Here is a 25170-nt window from a genome sequence, read left to right on the forward strand (position 1 = left end):
CCGGGTGCGGGCGGGCTCTTCGCGGGGGCGCGGCGCGGCCGGGCCCGGTCGGGTGCGGTCAGGCCCCGTCGCGGGAGCGGGGGCGCAGGGCGGGGCGGGCGGGGGCGGCGGGTGCTGCTGCGGCCTCGGCCAGGCGGGCGGAGATGCCTGCCGGGGTGGGCGTCTCGAAGAGGTCGCGGATGCCCAGCCGTACCCCGAGCTCGGTGCCGATGCGGCCGGTCAGCCGGGTGGCGAGGAGTGAATGGCCGCCGTGGGCGAAGAAGTCGTCGTCCATGCCCGCCTCCTGGAGGCCGAGGACGGACGCGAAGATCTCGCAGACCGCCTTCTCCTCGGGGGTCGAGGGCAGCCGGCCGGCCGGGCGGTGCACGGTGGCCGGGTCGGGGAGCGCCTTGCGGTCGAGCTTGCCGTTGACGGTCAGCGGGAAGTGCGGCAGGTGCAGGAAGAGCGACGGGACCATGTAGTTGGGCAGGGTGCGGCCGAGTTCCGTGCGGATCTCCTCGGCGGTGGGCGTTCCGGTGACGTAGCAGACGAGCCGCTGCTGGCCCGCGTGGTCCCGGTCGACGGCGACGACGGCCTCGCCCACGCCGGGTACGGCGCGCAGCGCGGTCTCCACCTCGCCGAGTTCGATGCGGTTGCCGCGGATCTTGACCTGGTGGTCCTGTCGGCCGAGGAAGTCGAGCTGGCCGTCGGCCCGCATCCGGGCGAGGTCGCCGGTGCGGTACATGCGGCTGCCCGGCTCGGGGCTGAAGGGGTCGGGGACGTAGCGCTCGCTGCTGCGGCGGGGGTCGCGCAGGTAGCCGGGGCCCACGCCGGTGCCGCCGATGAAGAGCTCGCCGGGCACGCCGGGCGGTACGGGGGCGAGCGCGGCGTCCAGCAGGTAGAGGGTGTTGTTGCGCAGCGGGCGGCCGACGGGCAGCCGGCCGTGCTCCAGCTGGGCGTGCACGTCGGGTCCGATGAAGGCGTGGGTGTTGTCGTCGGAGCACTCGGTGAGGCCGTAGGCGTTGACGATCGCGGCCTGCGGGTGGCGCGCGTACCAGCGGGTGCACAGTTCGGGCGGCAGCACCTCGCCGTTGACGACGAACCAGCGCAGCTCGGGCAGGGCCGGCGGCAGCACCCCTGTGTCCCACAGGTCGACGGCGGCGCGGACGAAGGAGGGCACGGTCTCCAGGACGGTGATCCCCCGGTGGGCGGCGTCGGCGAAGAGGGCGGCGGGGTCGCGGGCGGTGTCCCGGGAGACGAGGTGGACCTGTCCGCCGGTGATCAGCGGGGCGAGCATCTGCCATACGGAGATGTCGAAGGTCAGCGGGGCGTTCATCACCACGCGGTCGCCCTCGCCGAGGGCGAGGTCCTCGGCCTTGGCCAGGAGGTGGTTGTTCATGCCCCGGCGGTGGACCATGGCGCCCTTGGGCTTGCCGGTGGAGCCGGAGGTGAAGCAGACGTAGGCGAGGGCGTCCCGGCCGCCGGCCGGCGCCGGGCGTTCCCCGGACACGGCCCCATCGTCGATCACGAGGACGCGCAGTCCGCCCGGGACGGCGGCGGCGATCTCCTCGGCGCGGGCGCGCTGTTCGGGGGCGGCCAGCAGCCGGCCGATCCCGCCGCTCGCGAGGAGGTCGGCGGTACGGGTGACCGGGCCCTCGGGGTCGAGCGGGACGTACGCCGCTCCGGCGCCGAGGATGCCGAGCAGTGCGACGGGGACGCGGGCGGTGGGCTCGCTGAGTACGGCGACCAGGTCTCCGGGGCGCACCCCGTCGGCGAGCAGGGCCAGGGCGAGGGCGTCGGCGCGGGCGACGAGGGCGGCGTAGCTCAGCTCGCGGCCGGTGTCGTCGGTGGTGGCGACGGCCTCGGGACGGCGCTCCGCCTGCTGCCGTACGCGCTCGACGGCCTCCGCGTACTGCTCGTCGCGCGCGGTGTCGTTCCATTCGACCAGGACGCGGTGGCGTTCGGCCGGGGAGAGCAGGTCCACCGTGCCCACCGGGCAGGAGGGGTCGTCGGCCACGGCCTGGAGGAGCCGGGCGAGGCGTTCCAGCAGGGCCCGGGCGGTGTCCCGTTCGAAGACGTCGGGCCGGTAGTCGATCTGCAGGCGCAGCCGGTCGCCGGGGATGGCGGTCAGCGAGAGCGGGTAGTGGGCGGCGTCGTGGGGGTCGACTCCGGTGACCTCCAGCCCGCCCGCGCCGAGGGCGGCGAGGCCGGCCGCGTCGACCGGGTAGTTCTGGAAGGCGACGCAGGAGTCGAAGAGCTCCCCCGCTCCGGCGAGCCGCTGGATCTCGACCAGGCCCAGGTGGTGGTGGTCGATCAGCCGTGCCTGCTCGTCCTGAAGCCGCTCGAACAGGGCTACGAGCGGCTCGGCGGGGTCGATGCGGACCCGGACCGGCACGGTGTTGATGCACAGGCCCACGATGTCGGCGACGCCGGGCAGTTCGGGATCGCGGCCGCTGACGACGGCGCCGAAGACCACGTCCTCGGAGCGGATCTGACGGCCGAGCAGCAGCCCCCAGGCGCCCTGGAGGAGGGTTCCGGAGGTGATCCGGTGGTCGCGCGCGAGGGCGCCCAGCCGTTCGGTGAGGGATGCGGGGAGGTACGTCTCGACGCGGTCGGGCAGGACCGTGCCGGGCGGCGGGGACACGGGCGCGGTGCGGGTGCCGCCCGCGAGGCCGTCGAGCGCGCGGGTCCAGGCGTCCTGGGCGGCGACGGTGTCGCGGCTGCGGAGGCGTCCGAGGAAGGCGGAGTACGGGGTGACCGGGCCCAGGGGCGCGTCGTCGGCGTGGTGCAGGGCGAGGAGTTCGCGCACCAGGACCGGCCAGGACCAGCCGTCCATCAGGATGTGGTGATAGGTCAGCAGCAGCCGGTGGGAGAGCGGGCCGGTGCGGATGAGGGTGAAGCGCAGCAGCGGCGGCCGGGCGAGGTCGAAGCGGGTGGCCCGGTCCTCGGCGAGGAGGGTGTCGACGGCGGCGGCGCGCCCGGTCTCGTCGAGCCCGGTCAGGTCCACCTGCTGCCAGGGGGTCCGGACGCCGCGCCGTACGACCTGGGCGGGTTCGCCGGTGGCGCGGCGCAGGAAGGCGGCGCGCAGGTTGGCGTGCCGTTCCAGGACGGTGTCGGCGGCGGCGCGCAGCCGGTCCGGGTCGAGGGGGCCGTCGAGGTCGAGGAGCAACTGGGCGACGTAGACATCGCGTTCGTCCTCGTCGAAGAGTGCGTGGAAGAGGATGCCGTCCTGGAGCGGGGAGAGCGGCAGGACGTCCTCGACCAGCGAGCGGGCGGCGGCGGGAGCCGGTGCGGGCGCGGGCGCGGGAGCGGGGGTGGACGGCGGGTGGTTCATCGTGGTGTTCCTTCTGGGTCAGGCGGTCTGGGTGCGGCGGGCCCGGCGGACGATCGGCGGGTCCTGCTCGGCGGCGCCCGCGGCCGCCGCGGCGGGCAGGGCCGCTGCTAGTTCGGCGACGGTGGGGCCGGTGAAGAACTGGCGGATGCCGATGGCGGCTCCGAACCGTGTCCGGACCTCGGCGAGCAGCTGGGTGGCGAGCAGGGAATGGCCGCCGAGGTCGAAGAAGCTGTCGTGGACGCCGATCCGCGGCAGGCCGAGGACCTGCTCCCAGATCGCGCACAGGGCGCGCTCCTCGTCGGTGCGCGGCTCCTGGTGGGTCCCGGCGGCTCCGGCCGTCGGGTCGGGCGCGGGCAGGGCGGCCAGGTCGGTCTTGCCGTTGGCGGTTACCGGGAAGGCGTCGAGCAGGGTGAGGGTGGTGGGCACCATGTAGTCGGGGAGCCGGGTGCGCAGGTGTTCGCGCAGTTCCGCCGGGGTGGGTGCGGTGGCTCCCTCGGCCGGGACCGCGTAGCCCGCGAGCGCGGCGCCGGCGGCCGTGTCCACGACGGTGACGGCGGCCTGGCCCACCGCCGGGTGGCCGGCCAGGGCGTGCTCGATCTCCCCCGGTTCGATGCGCAGCCCGCGGATCTTGACCTGCCGGTCGGCGCGGCCGAGGTACTCGACCTGGCCGTCGGCGTTCCAGCGGGCGAGGTCGCCGGTGCGGTACATGCGGGCGCCCGGGGGGCCGTACGGGCAGGCGACGAAGCGTTCGGCGGTCAGTGCGGCCCGGCCGAGGTAGCCTTGCGCGAGTCCGGCGCCGGCGATGTAGAGCTCGCCTGTGACGCCGGGCGCGGCGAGGCCGAGCCGTTCGTCGAGGACGTGGAGCTGCGTGCCGTCGAGCGGGCGGCCGATGGGCACCGACCCGTCGGGGGCGTCCTGGCCGGGGCCCACGGCGAAGGTCGCGGCGAAGGTGGTGGTCTCGGTGGGGCCGTAGGCGTTGGTGACGGTGGTGCGGGGGCAGGCCTCGCGGACCCGGCGGACCATGGTCGGGGAGGCGGCCTCGCCGCCGGTCATCACCTCGTGCAGGGAGCCGAGGGCGGGCAGGCAGCGGTCGGCGAGGACGTTGAAGAGGGTGGCGGTGAGGAAGGTCCCGGTGACCTCCTCCTCGGTGATCAGCCGGGCCAGGGCGTCGACGTCGAGGTCGCCGGGGGGCGCCACGACGACGAGGCCGCCGTTCAGCAGCGGCACCCACAGCTCGTAGGTGGAGGCGTCGAAGGCGTGCGGGGAGCGGAAGAGGACCCGCTCGTGCGCGCCGCCGCGCCAGCGCCGGTCGGTGGCGAGGGCGACGACCTCGCGGTGGGAGACGGCCACGCCCTTGGGGACGCCGGTGGAGCCGGAGGTGTACATCAGGTAGGCGAGCGCGTCGGGATGGCCGGGCGTCCCGGCCCTCTCAGCTCCTGTGGCGGTCCCCTCGGCGGACAGTTCGGCCGGGCGCAGTACGTGGCGCGGCCCCGCCGGTACGGGCTCGCCCTCCGGGACGTCGGTGACGAGGACGGCGGCCCCCGAGGCGGCGATCACGGCCTCGGTACGGGCCCCGGGGGCCCGGGCGTCCAGCGGCAGGTAGGCGGCCCCGGCCTTGAGGATGCCCAGGCAGGCGGCCACCAGGCCGGCCGAGCGGTCCATCAGGACGGCGACGGCCTCGCCCGGGCGGACGCCGAGGGAGCGCAGCCGGCCGGCGAACAGCTCGGCCGCCGCTTCGAGTTCGGCGTAGGTGGTCCGGCGGCCCGAGCAGAGCACGGCGGGCCGGTCCGGATGGGCCGCGGCCCGCTCCGCGAAGGCCTCGTGGACGGTGCGGGCGTCGGCGGCGACGGGCGCGCCCTGCCAGTGCCCGAGGAGGTCGGCCCGCTCCCCCGGCAGCAGTACGTCCAGCGCCGAGACCGGGGTCCCGGGGTCGCGGACGACGGCGCCGATGAGCTGGACGAGCCGGTCGAGCAGGCGCCGGGCCGTTTTCTCGTCGAACAGGTCGCTCGCGTACTCCAGGCCGAGGGCCAGGCCCGCGGGTGCTCCGGTGGCCGGGTCGTGGAGCTCCTCGACCTCCAGGGTGAGGTCGAACTTGGCGGTGTCAGTGCGCACCGCCTCCACCTGCGCGGTCAGGCCCGCGAAGGCGGGCATCTGCGGCTCGGTGCGCTGGGCGGCGACGGCGACCTGGAAGAGCGGGTGCCGGGCGGCCGAGCGGGCCGGGTTGAGCCGTTCGACCAGCGATTCGAAGGGCAGTTCCTGGTGGGCGTACGTCGCCAGGGCGGCGGTGCGCACCCGGTCGAGCACCTCCGTGAAAGCGGGGTCGCCGGAGGTGTCGGCGCGCACGATCAGGGTGTTGACGAAGAGCCCCACGAGGTCGGTGAGGGCCTCGTCGTCCCGGCCGTCCACGGGGCAGCCGAGCGGCAGGTCGGTGCCGGCGCCGAGCCGGGTGAGCAGGACCGCGAAGGCCGCCTGGACGGCCATGAACGGCGTGGCGCGGCCGTCCCGGGCCAGTGCGGCCAGACCCGCGTGGGCGGCGGCGCCGGTCCGTGTCTCCACCACCGCGCCCCGGTGGCCGGCGACGGCCGGACGCGGCCGGTCGGCCGGCAGTGCCAGCTCGTCGGGCAGGCCGTCCAGGGCCGTCTCCCAGTGGGTGAGCAGCCGGGCGTGCAGGGAGTCGGGATCCTGGGCCGGGCCGAGGAGTTCGCGCTGCCACAGCGCGTAGTCCGGGTACTGGACGGGCAGTTCGGGCCACTCGGGCGGCCGGCCGGTGGTCCGGGCGGTGTAGGCGGCGGCGAGGTCCCGGACGAGCAGGGTGACGGAGTGGCCGTCGCCCGCGATGTGGTGCAGGACCAGGAGCAGGTAGTGGTCCTCGTCCCCGTCGGTGAAGAGGTCGGCGCGCAGCGGCGGTTCGGTGCGCAGGTCGAAGGGGCGGGACGCCGCCCGCGCGGCCCGCCCGGCGCGGTCGGCGGCCGGGCAGTCGGTGACGGTGAGCGCCGGGGCGGCGTCCGCGGGGTCCAGGACCCGCTGGTACGGGCGGCCCGCCTCGTCGGGGAAGACGGTGCGCAGGGCTTCGTGGCGGGCGCTCACGTCCGCGTGGGCGGCGTGCAGGGCGGTGCGGTCCAGGGCGCCGCTCAGCCGGAGTCCGACGGGGATGTGGTAGAGCGCGCCGTCGGCGCCGTCGCGGGCGTGGAACCACAAGCGCTGCTGGGCGTGGGAGAGAGGGATCACAGCAGGGCTCCGAGCTGGGATTCGAAGGTGTCGAGGTCGGCCTGGCTGACCCGGGTGAGGGATACGTCGGAGGGGGTCAGGCCGCCGGCGTCCGGGCGGGCGGCGTGGGTGACGACGGCGCGCAGCATGGTGAACCACTCCTGGGCGAGGCCGTGGACCCACGGCCCCGTGAGGGCGTTGCCCGCCCAGGTCCAGGTGGCGCTGAGGACGAGGCCGTCGGGGCTCTCGTGGGCGGCCGCGTTCACCTCGACGGCGTGCGCCATCGGAAGTCCCTCGTCGGCGTCGTCGAGGGCGAAGGGGTGCCCGGGGGCGGCGTCCCACGGCGCGTCGCCGCCCATCGGGAACCTGCCGAGGTAGTTGAAGCCGATCTGGGGGATGCCGCGCGCGGCGAGGTCCGCTCCGGTGCGGGAGTTGAGGTGGCGCAGCAGGCCGAAGCCGATGCCCTTGTCCGGTACGGCGCGCAGCTCCTCCTTGACGAGGCGCAGGGCGGTACCGATCGCCGGTCCGCCGGCCCGGGCCTCTTCGAGGTCGGGGCGGCCGAGGGCGAGGCGGACGGGGAAGACGGTGGTGAACCAGCCGACGGTGCGGGACAGGTCCGTGCCCTCGGCGACGTCCTCCCGGCCGTGCCCCTCGACGTCGACGAGGACGGCTCCCTCCTCGTCCGGCCCGTCCGCGCCGTCGGCGGCGCGCCGGCCGAGGACGGCCAGCGCGAGGGCGGTGAGCAGGACGTCGTTGACGGTGCCGTTGACGAGGCCGGGCGCGGTGGTGAGCAGGGGGCCCGTCACCTCCGGGCCCAGGGTGAGGGTGAGCGTGTGCTCCGGGCTCTCGGGGTCGAGGCCGCCGGGCGCGCGGACCCCGGCGAGGGCCTGCGGGGCCTCGCGCAGGGTGGCGGCCCAGCGGTCGGCCTCGGCGGTGCGGCGGCCGGAGGTGGCCTCCGCGCGCAGCAGGTCGGCCCAGTGCGCGAAGGGGGTGTGCGCCGGTTCCAGGACCGGCTCGCGGCCCTCGGCGAGGGCCGCCGCGCAGCTGCGCAGGTCGTCCTGGAGGATGCGCCAGGAGACTCCGTCGACGACCAGGTGGTGGATGACGAGCGCGAGGCGTCCCTGCTGTCCGGTTCCCCGGTCCATGAGGACGGCGCGCAGCATCCGTCCGTCGCGGGGCGAGAGCCGCCGCCGCGCCGCCCGCATCCGCTCCCGGGTCAGGGCGGGCAGTTCCGTATCGCTCCTGCCGCGGGCGTCCACGTGGTCGAGCATGTCCGCCGCGGTGACGGAGCCTGCGGGGGGTACGACCGGTTCGGCGCCGGCCGCGGCGATCCCGTCGGGCAGCCTCAGCCGGAGCATCTCGTGGGTGTCGAGGAGGGCCTGGACGGTGCGTTCGGCGTCGGCCGCCCCGAAGCCCGGCGGGGTGCGCAGCACGAGCGACTGGTTGTACGTGTCGACGGGACCGCCGAGTTCGGCGAGCCAGCCCATGATGGGGGTGGGGCTCAGCGGGCCCAGCCGGCGCGGGGGCGCGGCCGGGCCCGCGCCGGCCCGTGCCCGGCCGTGGGCGCGGGCGGTGGCGGCGAGTGCGGTCAGGTTCTCGGCGCGGAGCACGTCGCGGGTGGTGAGGACGAGCCCGGCGGCCCGGGCGCGGCTGACGACCTGGATGGCCTGGATGCTGTCCCCGCCCAGCCCGGTGAAGCTGTGGTGCGCGTCGACCTCTCCGTGGCCGAGCACGTCGGCGAAGAGGGTGCGCAGGGTCCGTACGGGGTCGGCCCCGGCGGGCTGTTCGGTGCGGTGGGCGGGCTCAGCCACGGGGGGTGTTCCCGGCGAGGGCGGCCACCAGGGAGGCGGGGCGCATGTCGGTCCAGACGCGCTCGACGTGGTCCAGGCAGGCCTGGCGGCCGTCGGGGCCGTGCACCACGGTCCAGCCGGCCGGGACGGGGGTGGCGGCGGGCCACAGGGAGTGCTGGAGCTCGTCGTTGCGGACCACGACGTAGGAGGCGTTGTCGTTCTCGAAGGGGTTGCTCACGGCGGTTCGCCTTTCGGTTCGGGCGTGCGCGTACGGGCGTACGGCGCTTCGTGGGACGGGCAGCGGTGGGTGGATCAGGAGCGGGGCGCGGCCTGGATGTCGAGGCGGATCAGGGCGCGTGCCGCGTCGAGGGCGGCGTGCACGCCTTCGGGCTCCCGGTGGCGGGCGATCACGTGCCCGAGCCGGTCGGAGGCGCTGCGGGGGCGGCGTACGGGTGTGCCGGGGGCGGCGGTGACCAGCACCGACGCGACCCCGTCGACGGCTTCGGCGGCCCGGGTGCCCTCGGCGGCGGTGAGGGTGCCGTCGGCGTCGGCGAGCAGGAACTGGATGCCGGCGTGGCCGGCGTCCTCGGCCTTCAGGTGCGGGGGCAGGCCGAGGGCGGCGCGGAGCTGCTCGCCGAGGAGGTCGACCCCGGTGGCGAGCCGGATCAGCTCGGGGATCATGCCGCCGGCCGGACGGGGGTTGATCTCGATGAGGGCGGGGCCGTCGGCGGTCAGTTTGACCTCGGTGTGGGTGGCTCCCAGCCGGATCCCGGCCGCGTCCAGGGCGGCCGTCACCGTCTCGGTGATCGCCTGTGCGGTGGTGGCGGGCAGCGGGGCGGGGAAGAGGTGGCGGTGTTCGACGAAGTGGGGGGTCGCGGTCACCGATTTGGCGGTGATGCCGACGCACTCGGCCCGCCCGTCCCGGCTGAACATCTCGACGCTGTACTCGGGCGCCTCCAGGTATTCCTCGACGAGGACGGTGCGGGCGGTGGGCATGCCCCGTACGTTGGTGTCGATCGCGAGGATCCGCTCGATCTGGGCGCGGGCCTCGTCCTCGTCGGCGCAGAGCAGGACGTTCGTGGAGCCCGAGTCGTCGGCCGGCTTGACCACGCAGGGCAGTCCGGTCCGGGCGACGGCGGCCGCGGCCCCGTCCGGTTCGCGGACCAGGGCGTAGCGGGGCTGGCGGACGCCCGCGGCCCGCAGCCTCTCGCGCAGGGCCGACTTGTCGCGGCAGACGGCCACCGCTTCGGGCGGGTTGCCGGGCAGGCCGAGCCACTGGGCGGTCCGGGCGGCGGCCGGTACGTAGAAGTCGCTGGTGGTGGTGACGCCGGCGATCTCCTCGCGGCGGAAGCGTTCCTGTACGGCGGCGCGCAGGGCGGCGTCGGAGTTGGTGTCGCAGCGCAGCACCTCGGCTCCGGTGTCCGCGAGTCCGCGGTAGCGGTCGGGGTCGCCGGTCAGCAGGACGGGTACGGTGCCCAGTTCGCGGGCGCGCTCCAGCGCGAGCATGCCGGTGCCGGTGGTGTTGGACTCCACGAACAGCAGGTGGCGGCGGATCCCGGCGGGCGCGCCGTAGGCGAGGGTGGACCAGGTGCGGGCGGTCGCGTCGGGGCCGAGGGGGGCCGGTGCGGTGGCGGTGGGCATCTCGCGCAGCCGGTTTTCGTCCCAGTGCTCGTCGTTGTAGACGGTGTCGGCGTAGCGGTCGCCGCGGTCGGGCAGGATGCCGACGATCCGGGTGCCGGGTTCGGCGCGTTCGGCGAGGCCGGTGAGGACCCGGTAGACGGAGCCCGAGGTGTTGCCGCCGAAGATCTGCTGTTCGCGGGCGAGGTCCCAGGTGGCGGCGAAGGCCTCGTGGTCGTTGAGCCAGTGCACCTCGTCGACGAGGGTGCGGTCCAGGTTCTTGGGCAGCAGGCTGTTGCCCAGTCCGCTCTGCAGGCGCTGCGGTACGTCGGGCTGGCCGAAGAGGGCGCTGCCCACGCAGTCGACGCCGACGACGTGCAGGGCGGGCAGTGTGGCGCGCAGGGCGCGCGCGGTGCCGCAGAGGGAGCCGCCGCTGCCGACCGCGCCGACGAGGGTGTCGAACCGGCCGAGGTCCGCGATGAGTTCACCGGCGAGGGTGCGGTAGGCGCCGGGGTTGTCGGGGTTGGTGTACTGCTGCGGCCAGAAGGCGCCGGGCAGTTCCCCCCGCAGCTCCGCGAGCCGCTCCAGGCGGGCGCTCTGCCAGCCGTGGCTGGTCATGGCCTTCACGATGTGCACCCGGCAGCCCAGGGCGCGGAGTTTGGCGAGGGTGACGGGGTCGATGCGCGGGTCGGTGACGATGTGGACCTCGTGGCCGAGGGAGCGGCCGACGAGGGCCACGCCGAGGGCCATGGTCCCCGAGGAGCTCTCGATGACGGGGTCGCCCGGCTTCAGGGTGCCCAGCCGCCGGGCCTCCAGCAGGATGTTGCGGGCGACGCGGTCCTTCATCGCGAAGAGGTTCTGCAGTTCCAGTTTGGCGTAGACCTCCACGCCGCGGGCCTCGCCCAGGCGGAGCCGGACCAGGGGGGTCGCCCCGATCGCGTCCGTCACGGTGTCGAACAGCATGCTCAGATCTCCAGCTCGGTGGGGTGGGCGGGCAGGGCCGTCGGGCTCCAGCTGTCGCCGCCGCCCAGGGAGCGGTGTACGGACACCTCTCCGCCGAGGGCTGCGCAGCCGGCCCGTATGTGCTCGGTCTTGCCGGTGAGGGCCGGGTCGCCCGCCTCCAGGAGGACGCCGAGCATGGTGCCGCTGTGGGCGAGCACCAGTCCCAGGCCGTCGACCTCGCGGCACAGGGCGTGCAGGTGCGCAAACCCGGCGCGCCGGCGGCGGCGGGCGTTCATCTCGGCGCTGCGGGTGGCGACGGCGCCGACCTCCTGGAGGTCCGCGCGGGCCACGGCGGCGGTCAGCCGGTCCAGCAGGAGCGCGTACTCCGCGCGGTCCGCGGAGCCGATGGCCCGGGCGACCCGGTTGTGCGCGACCGTGTCCACCTGCCCGCCCTCGTCGTGGGCGACGACGGCGAGCGGAGGGAGCACGCCGAGGCGGCGGCCGAGGCGCACCTCACGGTGGTGGAAGGCGACGATCTCGTCGTACATGACCCCGTCGGCCGGTTCGATGCCGCGCAGGAAGTCCTCCGTCTCGGCCGGGGTGAAGGCGCGGCCGTGGGCCGCGCCGACGGCCCGTACGGTGGCGACGAGGTCGGCGGAGGAACTGGCCAGGCCCTTGCCCTCGGGCAGGTCTCCGGCCACCTCCAGCAGGCCGCCGTCCGTGCTGCCGAGGGCGGCCAGGACGGCTTCGGCGACCCGGCGGGACTTGGCCTTGTGCGCCGGCCGCACCTGGACGCCGGGCCGGCCGGGCACGGGGTGGAACACGGCGGTGGCCCAGCGTGCCAGCGGGAAGGTGACCAGGAAGTCGCCCTGCGGATGGGGCAGGGCGCCCTGGAGCAGTTCGCCGAAGGTGCCGAAGGCGCTGCCGGTTCCGGCGGGGGCGGTGGAGACCGCCCCGGCGGTGTCAGTGCGCGTGCCGTACGCGGGCGCGGGTGCCATCGCCGTCCTCCTGCTCATCGGTCTCGGTGCCGGCGGTGGCGCTGGCGGCGGTGGCGGTGCCGGCCGCTCCGTACAGGGCGAGGTCGCCCTCCTCGGCGCCCGCGCGGATCACCGCGGCGCGCCGTTCCCAGTCGGCGGCGAGCCGGTCGTAGGTCTCCTGCTGCGTGCGCAGGACCGTGCGTACGGCCTCGGGGCGGGCCGAGCCCGCGGACACCATGCGTTCCAGACCCCGGTCGACGTCGAAGGCCTCGGCCAGGAGCCGGGCGGGGTCGGTGAGGGTGATGCCGTGTCCGGCGGCCGCCTCGGCCAGCAGGGCGGGCTCGCCCGGGGCGGGAGCGGCGCCCGCCGTCGCCGCGAGCACGACGTACTTGCCGGCGACGACCTGGGCGGTGCGCCAGGGGACCCCCTCGGTGAGGCAGAGGGCGTTGGCGAGGCTGAATCCGCCGAGGAACTCGGCTGCGCACACCTGGCGCATGCGGTCGGCGCGGAAGGTGAGCCGGCGCAGCACCTCGGTGAGGAGGCGGACGGTGCCGTGGGCCGAGTCGAAGGCGTTCAGCAGGTGGGTGCCGGCCTCCTTGGAGACCTCGACGAGGTTGCAGAAGGGGGTGTTGCGCTGGCCCAGGAGCACGTCGAAGTGGAAGGCGGTCAGGTGGGCGGTGCGTCCGCGGATCCGCTCCAGGACGGGGTAGTTCTTCTTCTGCGGCATGGCGGAGGAGATGCCGGACAGTTCGTCGGGCAGTTCGATGAAGCCGTACTCGCTGCCGCCCCAGGTGAGCAGGTCCGTGGTGAAGCGGCTCAGAGCGGTACCCAGGAGGCTGAGTTCCGCGGTCAGTTCGGCGCTCCAGCGGCGCGAGGCCACGGCGGTCAGGGCGTGGGGCTGGGGCCGGGAGAAGCCGAGCAGCCGGGCCATCCGGTCGCGGTCCCAGGGCAGTTCCTGCCCGGCCATGGCTCCGGCGCCCAGCGGGGAGGCGTCGATGCCGTCGTAGGCGTTCAGCAGCCGGGCGTGGGTGTGCAGCAGGTGCTCGGAGAGCGCGGCGAGGTGGAAGCCGGGGGTGATGATCTGGGCGGCCTGGAAGTGGGTGTAGCCCGGCATGGGCAGGTCGCAGGTCTTCTCGGCCAACCGGTGGACGACCGAGCCGAGTTCGAGGAGGGCCGCGGCGAACCGGGTGAGCTGGTCGCGTCCGTACATCACCTGGGCGCAGGCCTGGAGGTCGTTGCGGCTGCGGTCGGCGTGCCACGCGACGACCGGGTGGGGCAGGCCCGCCTCGACGTGCCGTTCGAGGGCGAAGGCGATGTCCGACATGTTGGCGCCGGGCCGCGCGCTGAGGGTGTCGGGGCCGACGGAGTCCAGCAGCGCGGCGATCCGGCGGGCCTCCTCGGCGGTGATCAGGTCCATGCGGACGTACTCGGCGGCCAGGGTCTTCTCGATGGCGACGTAGTGGCGCAGCAGGTGGCGGGACTCGAACGCGAACTGCGGGGCGAGCACTTCGTCGTGGAGGAGTTGCGCGGGGCCGCTGCTGATGCGGCCGGTCAGTTCGGGGGCGGCGGGCCCCGGGGTATCGCTCGTCACGTGGTGTTTCCGTTCCTGTTCTGGTGCGGGGCGCGGGGCGCGTCGGCGCATGCCTCGCCGGCGCGCGGCTCGCGAGGGCGTGGCACGGGGGGCGGGGCAGGGCGAGGGCGAAGGGGGCGGGCCTACGGGGCCTGGCTCAGCGGTGGTCGGCCGCGGCGAGGGCGGTGCTCAGCAGGGCGGCGGCCCGGGTGCTGTGCGGCGGTCGCATCAGCCCGTAGTGGTCGGTGGGGACGTCGTGGCGGGTGAAGCCGGCCGCGGCCCGCCCCTCCCACCGGTCGGCGGCGCTCTCACCGGCCCCGGTGCTCGTCTGGAGGAACAGGACCGGGCACGGGGCCGCCGGCGGTTCGTACGCGGCGGCCGCGCGGATCCCCGTACGGAACACCGCGTAGTGCCGGGCGAGGTCCCGCGGGTCCAGTCCGGGGGCGAAGCCCTCGTGTTCCACCTGTTCGGCGAGGACGGCGAGGCGGGCCGTGGTACCGGTGGCGCCCCGCAGCGCGCTGCGCAGGGCCGACGCCCCCTCGTCGGACGGGTCGAAGCCGGCGGAGCGGGCCAGGTCCTCGTGGAACCACACCTGCAGGTCGCACTCGTCCGCGGGGACGTGGGCGGGCTCGGGGTAGCCGGTGTCCAGCAGGGCGAGGGTCGCCACCTCCTGCCCGGCTGCCCGCAGCCGGACGGCCGTCTCGTAGGCGAGGAGCCCGCCGAAGGACCAGCCGGCCAGGTGGTAGGGGCCTTCGGGCCGGATCCGGCGCAGGGCGTCCACGTGGGCCTCGGCCAGCTCCTCGACGGTGGCCCCCGGTACCGGGCCGGGGGCGGTGAGCCCGGGCGCCGTCAGGCCGAACACCGGTCGGCCGGGGGCCAGTTCGGCCGCCAGGTCCCGGTAGCAGAAGACGTTTCCGCCGATCGGGTGCACGAGGAAGAGCGGGTCGAGCGTGCCCCCGGGCCGGATGCGGACCACCGGGTCGGGTGCCGACCCGGCGTGCCGGCCGCGCAGCAGGCCGGCCTGCCGGGCGACGGTCGGGTGTTCCATGACGGTCGAGACGCCGAGCCGTTCGCCGAAGGCCTGGTTGATCCGGCCGATCAGGCGCAGGGCGTCGATGGAGTGCCCGCCGGACGCGAAGAAGTCGTCGTGGACGCCGACCGGGCCGGCGGCCAGGAGCCGCTCCCAGATGCCGGCGAGGCGGGCTTCGAGTGCGTCGCGGGGCGGGGTCGGCTCCACGCCGCCGCGCAGGTCGGCGGGGTCCGGGTCGGGCAGGGCGGCGCGGTCCAGTTTGCCGTTGGCGGTCAGCGGGAGGGTCTCCAGGGACACCCAGGCGGACGGGACCATGTATTCGGGGAGCCGTTCGCGGGCGTGGGCGGCCAGTTCACCGGGGTCGGCTACGGCGCCGCTGCCCGGGCCGGCCGATTCGGGGACGAAGTAGCCGACGAGGCGTTCGCCGCGGGGCAGGACGGCGCAGTCGCGGACGCCGGGGTGTTCGGCGAGGACGGCTTCGATCTCCCCCGGCTCGACGCGGAAGCCGCGGATCTTGAGCTGGTGGTCGGTGCGGCCCGCGTACTCCAGGGCGCCGTCGGGGCGGTGCCGGGCCAGGTCGCCGGTCCGGTAGAGGCGGCGGGTGACGCCGTCGGGGCCGGTGTGCTCGACGAAGCGTTCGGCCGTCAGTTCCGGTCGTCCGTGGTAGCCGTCGGCGAGGCCGACGCCTTCGAGGAACAGTTCTCCGGTGACGCCGAGGGGGACCTCGGCGAGGCGCCGGTCGAGGACGTGGGTGCGCATGTTGGCGATGGGGCGGCCGATGGGCACGGTGTCGCCGCCGTCGGGCCGGCACTGCCAGTACGTGACGTCGACCGCCGCCTCGGTGGGCCCGTAGAGGTTGTGCAGTTCCACCCCGGGCAGCCGCTCGAAGAACCTGCGCTGGACCTCGTACGGGAGGGCCTCGCCGCTGCACACCACCCGGGTGAGGCCCGCCGCACCGGTGACGGCCGCAGGGTCGTCGAGGAAGACGCTGAGCATCGAGGGGACGAAGTGCACGGTGCTGACGCCCTCGTCCTGGATCAGCGTGGCGAGGTAGCCGGGGTCGCGCTGGCCGCCGGGGCGGGCGAGGACCAGGGTGGCGCCGGTGAGCAGCGGCCAGAAGAGCTCCCACACGGAGACGTCGAAGGTGTAGGGCGTCTTGTGGAGCACCCGCTCCCCCGGTGCCAGACGGTACTCGTCCTGCATCCACAGCAGCCGGTTGGCGATGGCGCGGTGGGAGACCACGACGCCCTTGGGCTTGCCGGTGGATCCCGAGGTGAAGATCATGTACGCCGGGTCCGTCGGCTCGGGCGCCCGGGCGGGCCCCTCGGCGGCGGGCCCCTCGCCGGCGGGCGCGTCCGTGTCCGGCCGGACGACGGTGACCCCGGAGCCCTCCAGCCGGTCGGCCCACGCTCCCTCGGTGACCACCAGGCCGATGCCCGATTCGGCGAGCAGGGACCGCACGCGCGGCGCCGGGTGCTCCGGGTCGAGCGGGACGTAGGCGGCGCCGGTCTTCAGGACCGCGAGCAGGACGACGGGCAGGGCGAGGGAGCGTTCCAGCAGCAGGCCGACGAAGGTGCCGGGGCCGGCGCCTCGTCCCCGCAGGACCGCGCACAGCCAGTCGGCCTCGGTGTCGAGGGCGCGGTAGGTGAGCTCCGCGCCCTCGAAGCGGACGGCGGGGGCGTCGGGCGCCCGCTCGAGCTGCTCCTCGATCAGCCGGGTCAGCACGTGCGGCCGCAGGTAGGGGACGGCGGTCCGGTTCCACTCAGCGTATCGGCGGTGCTCGGCATCCGGGAGGAGGTCGGCGGCCGTGCACTCGCCGTCCGGGGCCTCGGACAGGTCGCGCAGGGCGGCCCGGTAGGAGGCGTGCGCGCTCTCCATCTGTTCCTCGGAGAACTGGGCGGCGTCGAAGCGCAGGCCGAGTTCGAGCAGGGAGCCGTCGGGGCTGCGGGAGAACTCGGCGCCGAAGGCGAAGTCCGTGCCGGCCTCCCCGGTCTCCTCCAGGATGGTGAACGTGCCGCCGGCGGGCCCGTCCTGCTCCACGTGGAAGTGGGTGTAGTTGAAGAAGGTCTCGAACAGCGGGCCGCCGCCGGACAGGCGCTGGATCTCGGCGAGCGGGAAGCGCCGGTACGCGTGCAGTTCGGCCTCCAGCTCGGCGACGTGCGCGACGAGCCCGCGCCAGTGCGTCCCGGTGACCTCGACGGTCAGCGGCAGGGTGTTCAGGAAGGCGCCGACGACCTTGTCGCCGTCGGCCTCCTCGGCCCGCCCGTTGTGGACCACTCCGGTGGTGACCGCGTCGCCGCCGCCCAGCAGGGCCATGACCCGCAGGTGGGCGGCGAGCAGGACCGTGCGCAGCGGTACGCCGCACTCGGCGGCCAGGGTGGTCAGCCGGGCGTGCAGCCCCTGCGGGAGCGGCGCGAGGTACCAGGACATGCGGGCGGGTCCGCCGGTCGCCGCCGGGCGCGCCAGCCGGGTCGCGGGGGCGTCTGCGGCCTTGCCGGTCCAGAACGCGCGCTGCCCGGGGTCGGCGAGGGCGGCCCGTTCGAGGGCGACGAAGGTGGCGAACCGGGAGCGGGGACCCGCGTCCGGGGAGGGGCCGTCCCCGGGGGTCCGGGCGGCGAGTGCATCGGTGTAGCAGGAGGCCAGTTCGGTCAGGAGCGAGCGTTCGCTCCAGCCGTCGAGGACGGCGTGGTGCTCGGCGACGAACAGGCGGAGCCGGGTGTCCGAGAGCCGCTGCACGTGGAAGCGGATCAGCGGGGGACTCTCCCAGGCGAACGGCCGGTCGCGTTCGGCGGCGTAGCGGGCGGCGACGGCGGTGTCCTGCGCCTCGGGGTCGAGGCCGTGCAGGTCCTCGAAGGTGATCTCCGGGCGGGCGCCGTGGTGCACGAGCTGGAGGGGTTCGGTGAATCCGTGCGGGTCGAAGGAGGTGCGCAGCATCTCGTGCCGGGCCGCGAGGACGTCGATGGTGGTCCGCCAGGCGGCTTCGGAGAAGGGCGCCTCGACCAGATAGGAGGCCACGTTGTGGTAGACGCGGCCGCCGGCCGACGGCAGGTCGCTGTGGTAGAGCATGCCGGCCTGGAGCCGGGTCATCGGGTAGGCGTCCTCCAGCCCGTCGGGCAGGGCGGCGCGGTCCTCGGGGGTGAGCAGGGCGAACGGCTCGTACGGGGCTGCGCCGGCGGGCGCCGGCTCCCTGCGGGTCACGGCGGGGGCGAGTGCGCGGGCCGACTGGCGGCGCATGAGGTCGGCGACGGTGAGGTCGAGGCCGCGTTCCCGGATCCTGGCGAGCACCTGGAGGGAGCGGATGGAGTCCCCGCCGAGGGCGAACCAGTTGTCGAGGGCGCCCACCCGTTCGTGCCCGAGGACCTGCGCGAAGACCTCGGTGAGTGCGGTCTCGACCGGCCCGCGGGGTGCTTCGTAGGCGGCCGTGGGGGTCCGGGCGACCGAGCCGGGGGCGGGCAGGCGGCGGCGGTCGGTCTTGCCGTTGGCGGTCAGCGGGAATGCGGGCAGGGTGACGAACGCGCCGGGGATCATGTAGCCGGGCAGGCGCTGCTCGAGGTGGGCGCGCAGCTCCTCCACGGTGGGACCGGCGCCGTTCTCGGCCCCGGTGACGGCGAGGTAGCCGACGAGGACGTCGGTTCCCGCGGGATCCGGTGCGACGAGTGCGACCGCGGCGTCGACGAGGGGGTGGGCGGCCAGGGCCGCCTCCACCTCGCCGAGTTCTATCCGGAAGCCGCGCAGTTTGACCTGGTGGTCGATGCGGCCGAGGTACTCCAGGTCCCCGTCGGGCAGGGCGCGCGCCAGGTCGCCGGTGCGGTACAGCCGCTCGCCGGCCGCGAGCCCGGCGGGGGCGTCGGCGACGCGGCCGGAGGTGCCGTCGGCGGGCACGGTGGGGAAGCGCTCGGCGGTGAGTTCGGGCCGGCGCAGGTAGCCGCGGGCCAGGCCCGCTCCGGCGACGTACAGTTCCCCGACGGCTCCGCGCGGGACGGTCCGGCCGCGTGCGTCGAGCAGGTGCAGGCGCAGGTCGGGGATGGGCACGCCGATGACGCTGCCGCGGCCGTCCTCGGCGTCGCGGGCGGTCAGCAGGCGGTAGGTGACGTGCACCGTGGTTTCGGTGATGCCGTACATGTTGACCAGGCGGGGTGCGGTGTCGCCGTGCCGGGCGAACCAGCCGGCGAGGGCCGCGACGTCGAGGGCCTCCCCGCCGAAGACGACGTGTCGCAGGCTCAGTTGGGACCCGGTCGCAGAGGATCCGTCGCCGGTGCGGTGGTGTTCCTCGTCGACGCGGGCCAACTGGTAGAAGGCGGACGGGGTCTGGTTGAGCACGGTGACGCGCTCCGCGCGCAGCAGCCGGTGGAACTCCTCGGGCGAGCGGCTCGTGCCGTACGGGACCACGACGAGGCGGCCGCCGTGGGCGAGGGCTCCCCAGAGCTCCCACACGGAGAAGTCGAAGGCGATGGAGTGGAAGAGGGTCCACACGTCCTCGGGACCGAAGCCGAACCAGTGATCGGTGGCGGAGAACAGCCGGGTGACGTTGGAGTGGGGCACGAGGGTGCCCTTGGGCAGGCCGGTGGAGCCCGAGGTGTAGATGACGTAGGCCAGGTGGTCCGGGGTCACACCGGTCTGCGGGGCGGTGTCCGGCTGGGCGGCCAGGAGCGGGGCGTCGGCGAGCAGGTCGACGGTGTGCAGGGCGGGGGCGTGCGGAGGGCCGGCGGTGGTCGAGTCTGCGGCGGGCAGATCTGCGGCGGGCGGACCTGCGGCGGGCGCGGGGGCGTCCCACAGGTCCCGGGTGGCAGTGGTGCCGACGACGTGCGCGAGGCGGGCGTCGCCGATGATGTGGCGCAGCCGCTCGGGCGGGTTGTCGGGGTCCAGCGGCAGGTAGGCGCCGCCGGCCTTGAGGATGCCGAGCAGACCGACGACGAGGTCGGCGGAGCGGGGCAGGCACAGTCCGACGAGGGTGTCCGGGCCCACGCCGAGGGCGCGCAGCCGGTGGGCGAGCCGGTTGGCCCGGGTGTCGAGCTCGCGGTAGGTGAGGGACACGCCCTCGTGGACGAGGGCGACGGCCTCGGGGGTGCGGGCGGCGTGGTCCGCGAAGAGCTCGTGGACACAGCGGAGTTCGCCCGGAGTCTGCGGGAGGGCGCCGCGGGGCGGGCGCGGAGCATCGACGGTGAGGGAGGATCCGATGCCGCCGCGCTCCTCACCCGACAGCATCGGGAGGGAGTCGAGCAGGAGTTCGGGGTGGTCGGTGGCGGCGTCGAGAAGGCGGGCGAAGTGCCGGCCGAACTGCTCGATCGTGGAGGCCTCGAACAGGTCGGCGCGGTACTCCAGCCGGCAGCTCGTCGCCCCGCCGCTGCGTACGACGTCGAAGGTGAGGTCGAACTTGGCCGTTCCGGCAGGCCCTTCGAGTAGCCGGGCCTTCGGTCCCGGCAGGCCGCCCGTCATGCCGTCCTCGTCGTGCAGGCCGAACATGGCGTGGAACAGCGGCGCGTCCTCGCCGGTGCGCCCCGGCGCGATCCGGTCGACGACCCGCTCGAAGGGCAGGTCCTGGTGGTCCTGGGCGTCGAGCACGGTGTCCCGTACGCGTTCGAGGTGGATCCGGAACGCGGGGTTGCCGGAGAGGTCCGCGCGGATCACCAGCGTGTTGACGAACAGGCCGACGGTGTCCTGGAACTCCTTGCGGTTGCGGCCCGCCACCGGCGTCCCCACCAGCACGTCGTCGGTGCCCGTGTACCGGCCCAGCACGATCTGGAAGGCCGCCAGCATCAGCATGTAGGGGGTGCTGTGCGTGTCGCGGCACAGACCCTCCATCCGGGCGAGCACCGGGGCCGGTACGTCGAAGGAGTGCAGCGCCGCCGCGCCGCGGGCCGCTCCTGCCCTGGGGCGGCCGTCCCGGGGCAGGGGTGCGTCGGGCAGTTCACCGCCCAACTGCGCCTCCCAGTAGGCGAGCTGGCGCCAGGCGGTCTCGCCCCGGAGCCATTCGTCCTGCCATTCGGAGAAGTCGGCGTACTGGTACTCCGGGCCCTCCTCGGCCGGTTGCGGCCGCGGACCGCCGGCGCACCGGGCGTACGCGGCGAGGAGCTCACGGGCGAGGATCCCGACGGACCAGCCGTCGGCGACGATGTGGTGCAGGCCGAGCGCGAGGACGGCGCCGTCGGGGGTGTGCAGCAGGGCCGCGCGGAAGAGCGGTCCGGCCTCCAGGTCGAAGGGCCGGTGGTGTTCGGCGGCCGTCCACTCCTCGACGTCCCGCTCCCCGGCGGCGGTGGCCGAGGACCAGGCGAGCTCGGCCCCGGTGTCGACGTGCTGCCACAGCTCGCCGTCCCGCAGGACGAAGCGGGTGCGCAGCGCCTCGTGCCGGTCGATCAGTTCCTGCGCGCAGCTGCGGAGCGCGCTCTCGTCCACGGGCCCTTCCAGGCCGTAGAAGACCGGCATGTGGTAGGTCGGCCGGCCTTCCTCCATCTGCTGGAGGAAGTACATGCGCTGCTGGGCTGCCGATGCGCGGAACGCGCTGAACGACGGCTCCACAGGGCGTTCGGTCGGAACGTGACTGGCCAAGACAACTCCCTCGACGCCGCACCGGTGCCTGGTACGCGGCGCATGCTCCGCTTGATTGCCCCTTCAGCCTAGGAAGGGTGCGGATTCGGGTGAAGTCGCCTCTTTACGGTCCCGGATTCACGTGACCGGCACCGCCGGGACGGAGACCTCGCGACCTTGCCGGGTCCGGGTGGCGCGCAGAGCCGTGCCGCAGGCCTGTTCAAGCCGTTTACCTGCTGGTAACTTACAGCGCCGTTACCACCGGTAACGCACGACGACTGTCCCGGTGATCCACGAGACGAATCCGAGGGAACCATGCACCGCATCGCCATGGGGAAGCTGGCAGCGGCAGTTGCCACCGCCCTGGCCGTCACCGCCGCTCCGGCGGCCGCGGCCGCTCCGTCCGCCTCGTCCACGGTCGCGGCGGGCGACTCGTTCTACGCGTACGACGGCAGCGCCCCCTTGTCCTCGTACGCACCGGGCGCCGTCCTCAAGACCCGGACGCTGCGGTACCACGTCCTCGGCATCCCGACGCCGGTCACCGCGATCCAGCTGCTGTTCCGCACCGTCGACGCGCAGGGCCGCCCGTCCGCCGGGGTCACGTCGATCGTGCGCAGCCCCAACGGAGACGGCAGCAAGGCCGTCTCGTACCAGTCGTTCTACGACTCCCTCAACCCCGCGGACTCCCCCTCCCGGGCCATCGCGGGCGACGTCTCGCTCGGCGGCCTGATCGCGAACGGCGAGTCCCTCCTCCTGGTGCCGCTCCTGCTCTCCGGCTACAACGTGATCATCCCGGACAGCGAGGGCCAGAACGCCGACTTCGCGGCCGGCCCGGAGTACGGAACGAACACGCTGGACTCGATCCGAGCCGCGAGCCAGTCCCCGCAGACCGGCCTGAACTCCAACACCCGCATCGGCCTGGCCGGTTACTCGGGCGGAGCCATCGCCACCCACTGGGCCGCCGCACTCGCGCCGGGCTACGCGCCGGACGTCGACAGGAGGCTGGTCGGTTACGCGGAAGGCGGCCTGCTCGTCGATCCGGCGCACAACCTCAAGTACGTCAGCGGCAGTTCCATCTGGGCCGGGGTCGCACCCATGGCCGTCATCGGGGCCGCGCGTTCCTACGACATCGCGTTCGAGCCCTACCTCAACGCATACGGTCAACGGGTGTTCAAGGAGCTCGAACACGGGTCGATCGTCAACGCGCTTGGTCAGTACCCGGGGTTGACCTGGAAGAAGATGGTCAAGCCGGAGTACGCGAACCCGAATTCGGTTCCCCCCTTCGTCGAGGCGGTCAACAAGCTGAACCTCGGCTCGGCCCCCACCCCCAGCGCCCCCGGGTTCATCGTCCAGGGCGACGGAGGCGTCCTGGAGGGCACCCTCAGCAACCTCCCGGGCATCGGAACGGGTGACGGGGTCATGGTCGCCGGAGACGTGCGCGCGCTGGTCCGGCAGTACTGCGACAAGGGCAACACCGCGATCAAGTACCAGCAGTACGAGTTGCTCAGCCATGTCGGCGCCGCCGTTCCGTGGGCACCCGCCGCCCTCGGCTGGCTGGGCGACAGGTTCGCGGGCAAGACGCCCCCGTCCGACTGCGGCCGGATCCCCGCGGGCAACTCGCTCGCGCCGGAGGTCCCCACGGCGAGGCCCTGACACCGGAGGGTGCTCCGCACCACCACGAAACGGGCTGGACGTCTTCGGCGCCGGATGTGAATCAAGAGGTGTACGGAAAGGAATGCGGGGCAGGCGGAGGTCATGACGGAACGCGAGTTCCGCCGTGAACGCAGTACGGAAAAGGGAGAGTCGGTGGGAATTCATTTCCACGTCTCCCATTGACCGGAGGAGTTGTTTTCGCATGACTGAGAATTTTTGGGGCTACCGCGAGTCCGCCGGCCGTCTGGCCGGAGCGGATCTGACGGGATACAAGGTCGAGGCGAGCGACGGTTCCATCGGTAAGGTCGACAAGCACTCGGACGAGGTCGGCTCCTCCTACGTCGTGGTCGACACCGGACCGTGGATCTTCGGCAAGGAAGTCCTCCTGCCGGCCGGCACGATCACCCGGATCGACGCGAACGACGAGAAGATCTACGTCGACCGGACCAAGGAGCAGATCAAGAACGCTCCCGAGTTCGACAAGGACAAGCACCTCGGCGACGCCGACTACCACCGCCAGGTCGGCGGCTACTACGACGGCCCGCACCACCTGTAACAGGTGTGGAACCGACACGGGCACCCCAGGGCGGGGGCGACGGCTTCAGCTGTCGCCCCCGCCCTGCTGTCGCGCCCTCTTCGACCGTCGGCGATGTCGAGGAGACGCAGGGCCTGGGTGCGGCTGCCGCCCTTCATGGGGGTCGCTCCAGATCGGGCGCTCCGAGGGCATCGAGATGGTCGAGGGGAATCTCCCGTGCCTCCCAGCCGGACAGCAACGGCGAGGTGCTGAGGGCGCGCCGTACGAGGTGCAGTGCCCCGGAGCGCGCTTCTTGAGCGGACTCGGCGAGGGAGTAGACGACGAGGTCGGCCCTTCCTTCGCCCGTCAGTACGGTCAGGTGCTCCGGCCGGTCCGCCGGTTCGGCGTAGGCCCACAGCACGTCGGTCAGCAGGTTCGGGTTCAGGCGTTGATGCGGAGCCTGGGGACTTGCCGTCAGCTCCACCGCCGCCATTGCGAGGTGCATGGCGCATCAGTCCCAGATGAGGCCGAAGAGGGCGAAGAACATGGCGCTTCCTTTCTCTACGGTGGGGTTCCTGGAGATTCCCGTGCGTTTCCGTCGACTTCTGTTGCTTTCAGCCGGTGTTCTCCGGCTGCAGCAGAAGCATCGCCGCGGTGGCGCGCGCCTGGAAGGCGTCCGGGGTGAGAGCAAGTGGTCTTGAACGTTTGGTGTCACCCCCGGCTCCGCGGCCATCAGAGCTCGGCGGCTCTCCCGGTGGTGAATGCCGATTTCGACAAGACAGAGCGGCGACGGCTTGTCAGGCTCAGCGCCCGACGTCTTTTCGTCCCCACGGAGGATCTTCTTGTTCGCCACGCTCGGGCTCGAACCCTCTACGGAAGCCGTCTACCGGCTGATGGCCACCCGCACCGAGGGCTGGGGCGTCGAACAGATCGCCGCACACCTCGGAAGCACCGAGACCGACGTGCGCGAGGCCCTGGACCAGCTCGCCGAGGTCTCGCTGCTGCGCCGCTCGCGATCGATTCCCGGCACCTGGCGGGCGGTCAGCCCGGAGCTCGGGATGCAGCTGATGCTCCGCCGCCACCAGGAGGAACTGGACCGCCGGCAGCGGGAGATAGCCGCGAGCCACGAGACGGTGTCCCGGATGATCTCCGGCCTGCGCCAGGGGCCGAACCCGGACTCCGGCTCGGACGGTGGCGGCGGGGGTGACGGCGGCGGGGAACGGCTGATCGGCATCGACGCCGTCCAGGCCCGCCTCGAACTCATCGCAGACCAGGCCAGGTCGGAGATCTGTACGTTCATGCCGGGCGGCGGCCAGTCCGCCGCGGCCATCGAGGCGGCCCGGGAGAACGACATCCAGCTCCTGGACCGCGGTGTCGGCGTGCGCACGGTCTGCCTGGACAGTGTCCGCGGCAACCCGCCGACCCTCGACTACGCACGCTGGCTCACCGACAACGGTGGCGGCGTGCGGACCGTGCCCACGCTCCCGCTGCGGATGATCCTGGTGGACCGGGCCCATGCCCTGGTGCCGCTGGATCCGGCCGACACCCGTGCCGGCGCCGTCGTCCTGCGGCTGCCGGGAGCGGTCGCGGCGCTCACCGCGCTCTTCGACCAGGTCTGGGAGGCTTCGCTGCCCCTGGGCTGTGACAGGCCGCGCGATGACGGCACCGGCTTGACGCCGGTGGAACGGGAACTGCTGCGGCTGCTGAGCCAGGGCATGACCGACGAGGCGGCCGGCCACCAGCTGGGCGTCTCGCTGAGCACGGTCCGCCGCTCCATGGCGGCCCTGATGGAACGACTCGGCGCGCGCAGCCGCTTCGAGGCGGGCCTGCGCGCGGCCCAGCACGGGTGGCTGTAAGGCACCGGAATGGGGGGGGGGGGGGGGGGGGGGGGGGGGGGGGGGGGGGGGGGGGGGGGGCCGGCGGGGCCGCCCCCCCCCCCCCGGGGGGGGGGGGGGGGGGCGGGGGGGCAGGTCTTGGCGGGAGGTCTGGGGAGGTGGGTCGGCGCGGGGGCGCGGCGCGGGGGCGCCCCGGG

At 74.2% G+C, this 25170-nt stretch carries 12 protein-coding genes; 3 read left to right on the plus strand and 9 right to left on the minus strand.

The genetic code is table 11. From position 1 onward, the window contains the following. Nucleotides 1-58 precede the first annotated feature (58 nt). From ACIA8F_RS13210 to ACIA8F_RS13245, 8 genes are all read right to left on the minus strand, one after another. The gene (locus tag ACIA8F_RS13210) at nt 59-3313 is read right to left on the minus strand and encodes an amino acid adenylation domain-containing protein (protein ID WP_399378409.1); all 3255 of its coding nucleotides are present in this window, start codon (nt 3311-3313) and stop codon (nt 59-61) included. Between the two features lie 18 nt (nt 3314-3331). Continuing rightward, nucleotides 3332-6541, minus strand: coding sequence for an amino acid adenylation domain-containing protein (locus ACIA8F_RS13215; RefSeq protein ID WP_399378410.1), 3210 nt, complete (start codon nt 6539-6541; stop codon nt 3332-3334). Then, nucleotides 6538-8331 carry a condensation domain-containing protein gene (locus ACIA8F_RS13220; RefSeq protein WP_399378411.1) on the minus strand — a complete coding sequence of 598 codons (1794 nt, stop codon included), beginning with the start codon at nt 8329-8331 and terminating at the stop codon, nt 6538-6540. The genes ACIA8F_RS13215 and ACIA8F_RS13220 overlap by 4 nt, the downstream gene beginning before the upstream one ends. Then, nucleotides 8324-8548 carry an MbtH family protein gene (locus tag ACIA8F_RS13225; RefSeq protein ID WP_399378412.1) on the minus strand — a complete coding sequence of 75 codons (225 nt, stop codon included), beginning with the start codon at nt 8546-8548 and terminating at the stop codon, nt 8324-8326. Before ACIA8F_RS13225 ends, ACIA8F_RS13220 begins: the two co-directional genes overlap by 8 nt. Before the next feature lie 74 nt (nt 8549-8622). Continuing rightward, nucleotides 8623-10890: a pyridoxal-phosphate dependent enzyme gene (locus ACIA8F_RS13230; RefSeq protein WP_399378413.1), complete on the minus strand. Its 2268-nt coding sequence runs from the start codon at nt 10888-10890 to the stop codon at nt 8623-8625. Nucleotides 10891-10892: 2 nt separating this feature from the next. Then, nucleotides 10893-11867: a kinase gene (locus tag ACIA8F_RS13235; RefSeq protein ID WP_399378414.1), complete on the minus strand. Its 975-nt coding sequence runs from the start codon at nt 11865-11867 to the stop codon at nt 10893-10895. Continuing rightward, nucleotides 11833-13437: an argininosuccinate lyase gene (locus tag ACIA8F_RS13240; RefSeq protein ID WP_399378415.1), complete on the minus strand. Its 1605-nt coding sequence runs from the start codon at nt 13435-13437 to the stop codon at nt 11833-11835. The genes ACIA8F_RS13235 and ACIA8F_RS13240 overlap by 35 nt, the downstream gene beginning before the upstream one ends. Nucleotides 13438-13573: 136 nt before the next feature. Further along, a complete protein-coding gene (locus ACIA8F_RS13245; RefSeq protein WP_399378416.1) occupies nt 13574-20992 on the minus strand; it encodes an amino acid adenylation domain-containing protein in 7419 nt (2472 codons plus the stop codon). Between the two features lie 294 nt (nt 20993-21286). Here ACIA8F_RS13245 and ACIA8F_RS13250 point away from each other — a divergent pair, with 294 nt between their 5' ends. Both ACIA8F_RS13250 and ACIA8F_RS13255 read left to right on the plus strand, forming a co-directional pair. Beyond that, entirely contained in the window at nt 21287-22624 is a 1338-nt protein-coding gene (locus tag ACIA8F_RS13250) for a lipase family protein (RefSeq protein ID WP_399378417.1), read from the plus strand. Nucleotides 22625-22826: 202 nt separating this feature from the next. After that, nucleotides 22827-23180, plus strand: a complete 354-nt coding sequence (locus ACIA8F_RS13255) for a PRC-barrel domain-containing protein (protein ID WP_399378418.1) — start codon at nt 22827-22829, stop codon at nt 23178-23180. Between the two features lie 133 nt (nt 23181-23313). On the opposite strand, the gene ACIA8F_RS13260 is transcribed toward ACIA8F_RS13255, so the two are convergent. Beyond that, nucleotides 23314-23643: a hypothetical protein gene (locus tag ACIA8F_RS13260; RefSeq protein WP_399378419.1), complete on the minus strand. Its 330-nt coding sequence runs from the start codon at nt 23641-23643 to the stop codon at nt 23314-23316. A gap of 337 nt (nt 23644-23980) precedes the next feature. Between ACIA8F_RS13260 and ACIA8F_RS13265 the strand changes: the two genes are divergently transcribed. After that, on the plus strand, nt 23981-24994 hold the full coding sequence (locus ACIA8F_RS13265) for a LuxR C-terminal-related transcriptional regulator (RefSeq protein ID WP_399378420.1): 1014 nt from the start codon (nt 23981-23983) through the stop codon (nt 24992-24994). Nucleotides 24995-25170 lie beyond the last annotated feature (176 nt).

This window comes from Streptomyces sp. NPDC051563 (genome assembly GCF_044454225.1).
GTDB lineage: Bacteria > Actinomycetota > Actinomycetes > Streptomycetales > Streptomycetaceae > Streptomyces.

Excerpts from the sequence above, each read along its gene's own strand:
- ACIA8F_RS13230 (WP_399378413.1), bottom strand. The coding sequence starts at position 10,890 with ATGCTGTTCGACACCGTGACGGACGCGATCGGGGCGACCCCCCTGGTC.
- ACIA8F_RS13260 (WP_399378419.1), bottom strand. The coding sequence starts at position 23,643 with ATGCACCTCGCAATGGCGGCGGTGGAGCTGACGGCAAGTCCCCAGGCT.
- ACIA8F_RS13235 (WP_399378414.1), bottom strand. The coding sequence starts at position 11,867 with ATGGCACCCGCGCCCGCGTACGGCACGCGCACTGACACCGCCGGGGCG.
- ACIA8F_RS13250 (WP_399378417.1), top strand. The coding sequence starts at position 21,287 with ATGCACCGCATCGCCATGGGGAAGCTGGCAGCGGCAGTTGCCACCGCC.
- ACIA8F_RS13255 (WP_399378418.1), top strand. The coding sequence starts at position 22,827 with ATGACTGAGAATTTTTGGGGCTACCGCGAGTCCGCCGGCCGTCTGGCC.
- ACIA8F_RS13210 (WP_399378409.1), bottom strand. The coding sequence starts at position 3,313 with ATGAACCACCCGCCGTCCACCCCCGCTCCCGCGCCCGCGCCCGCACCG.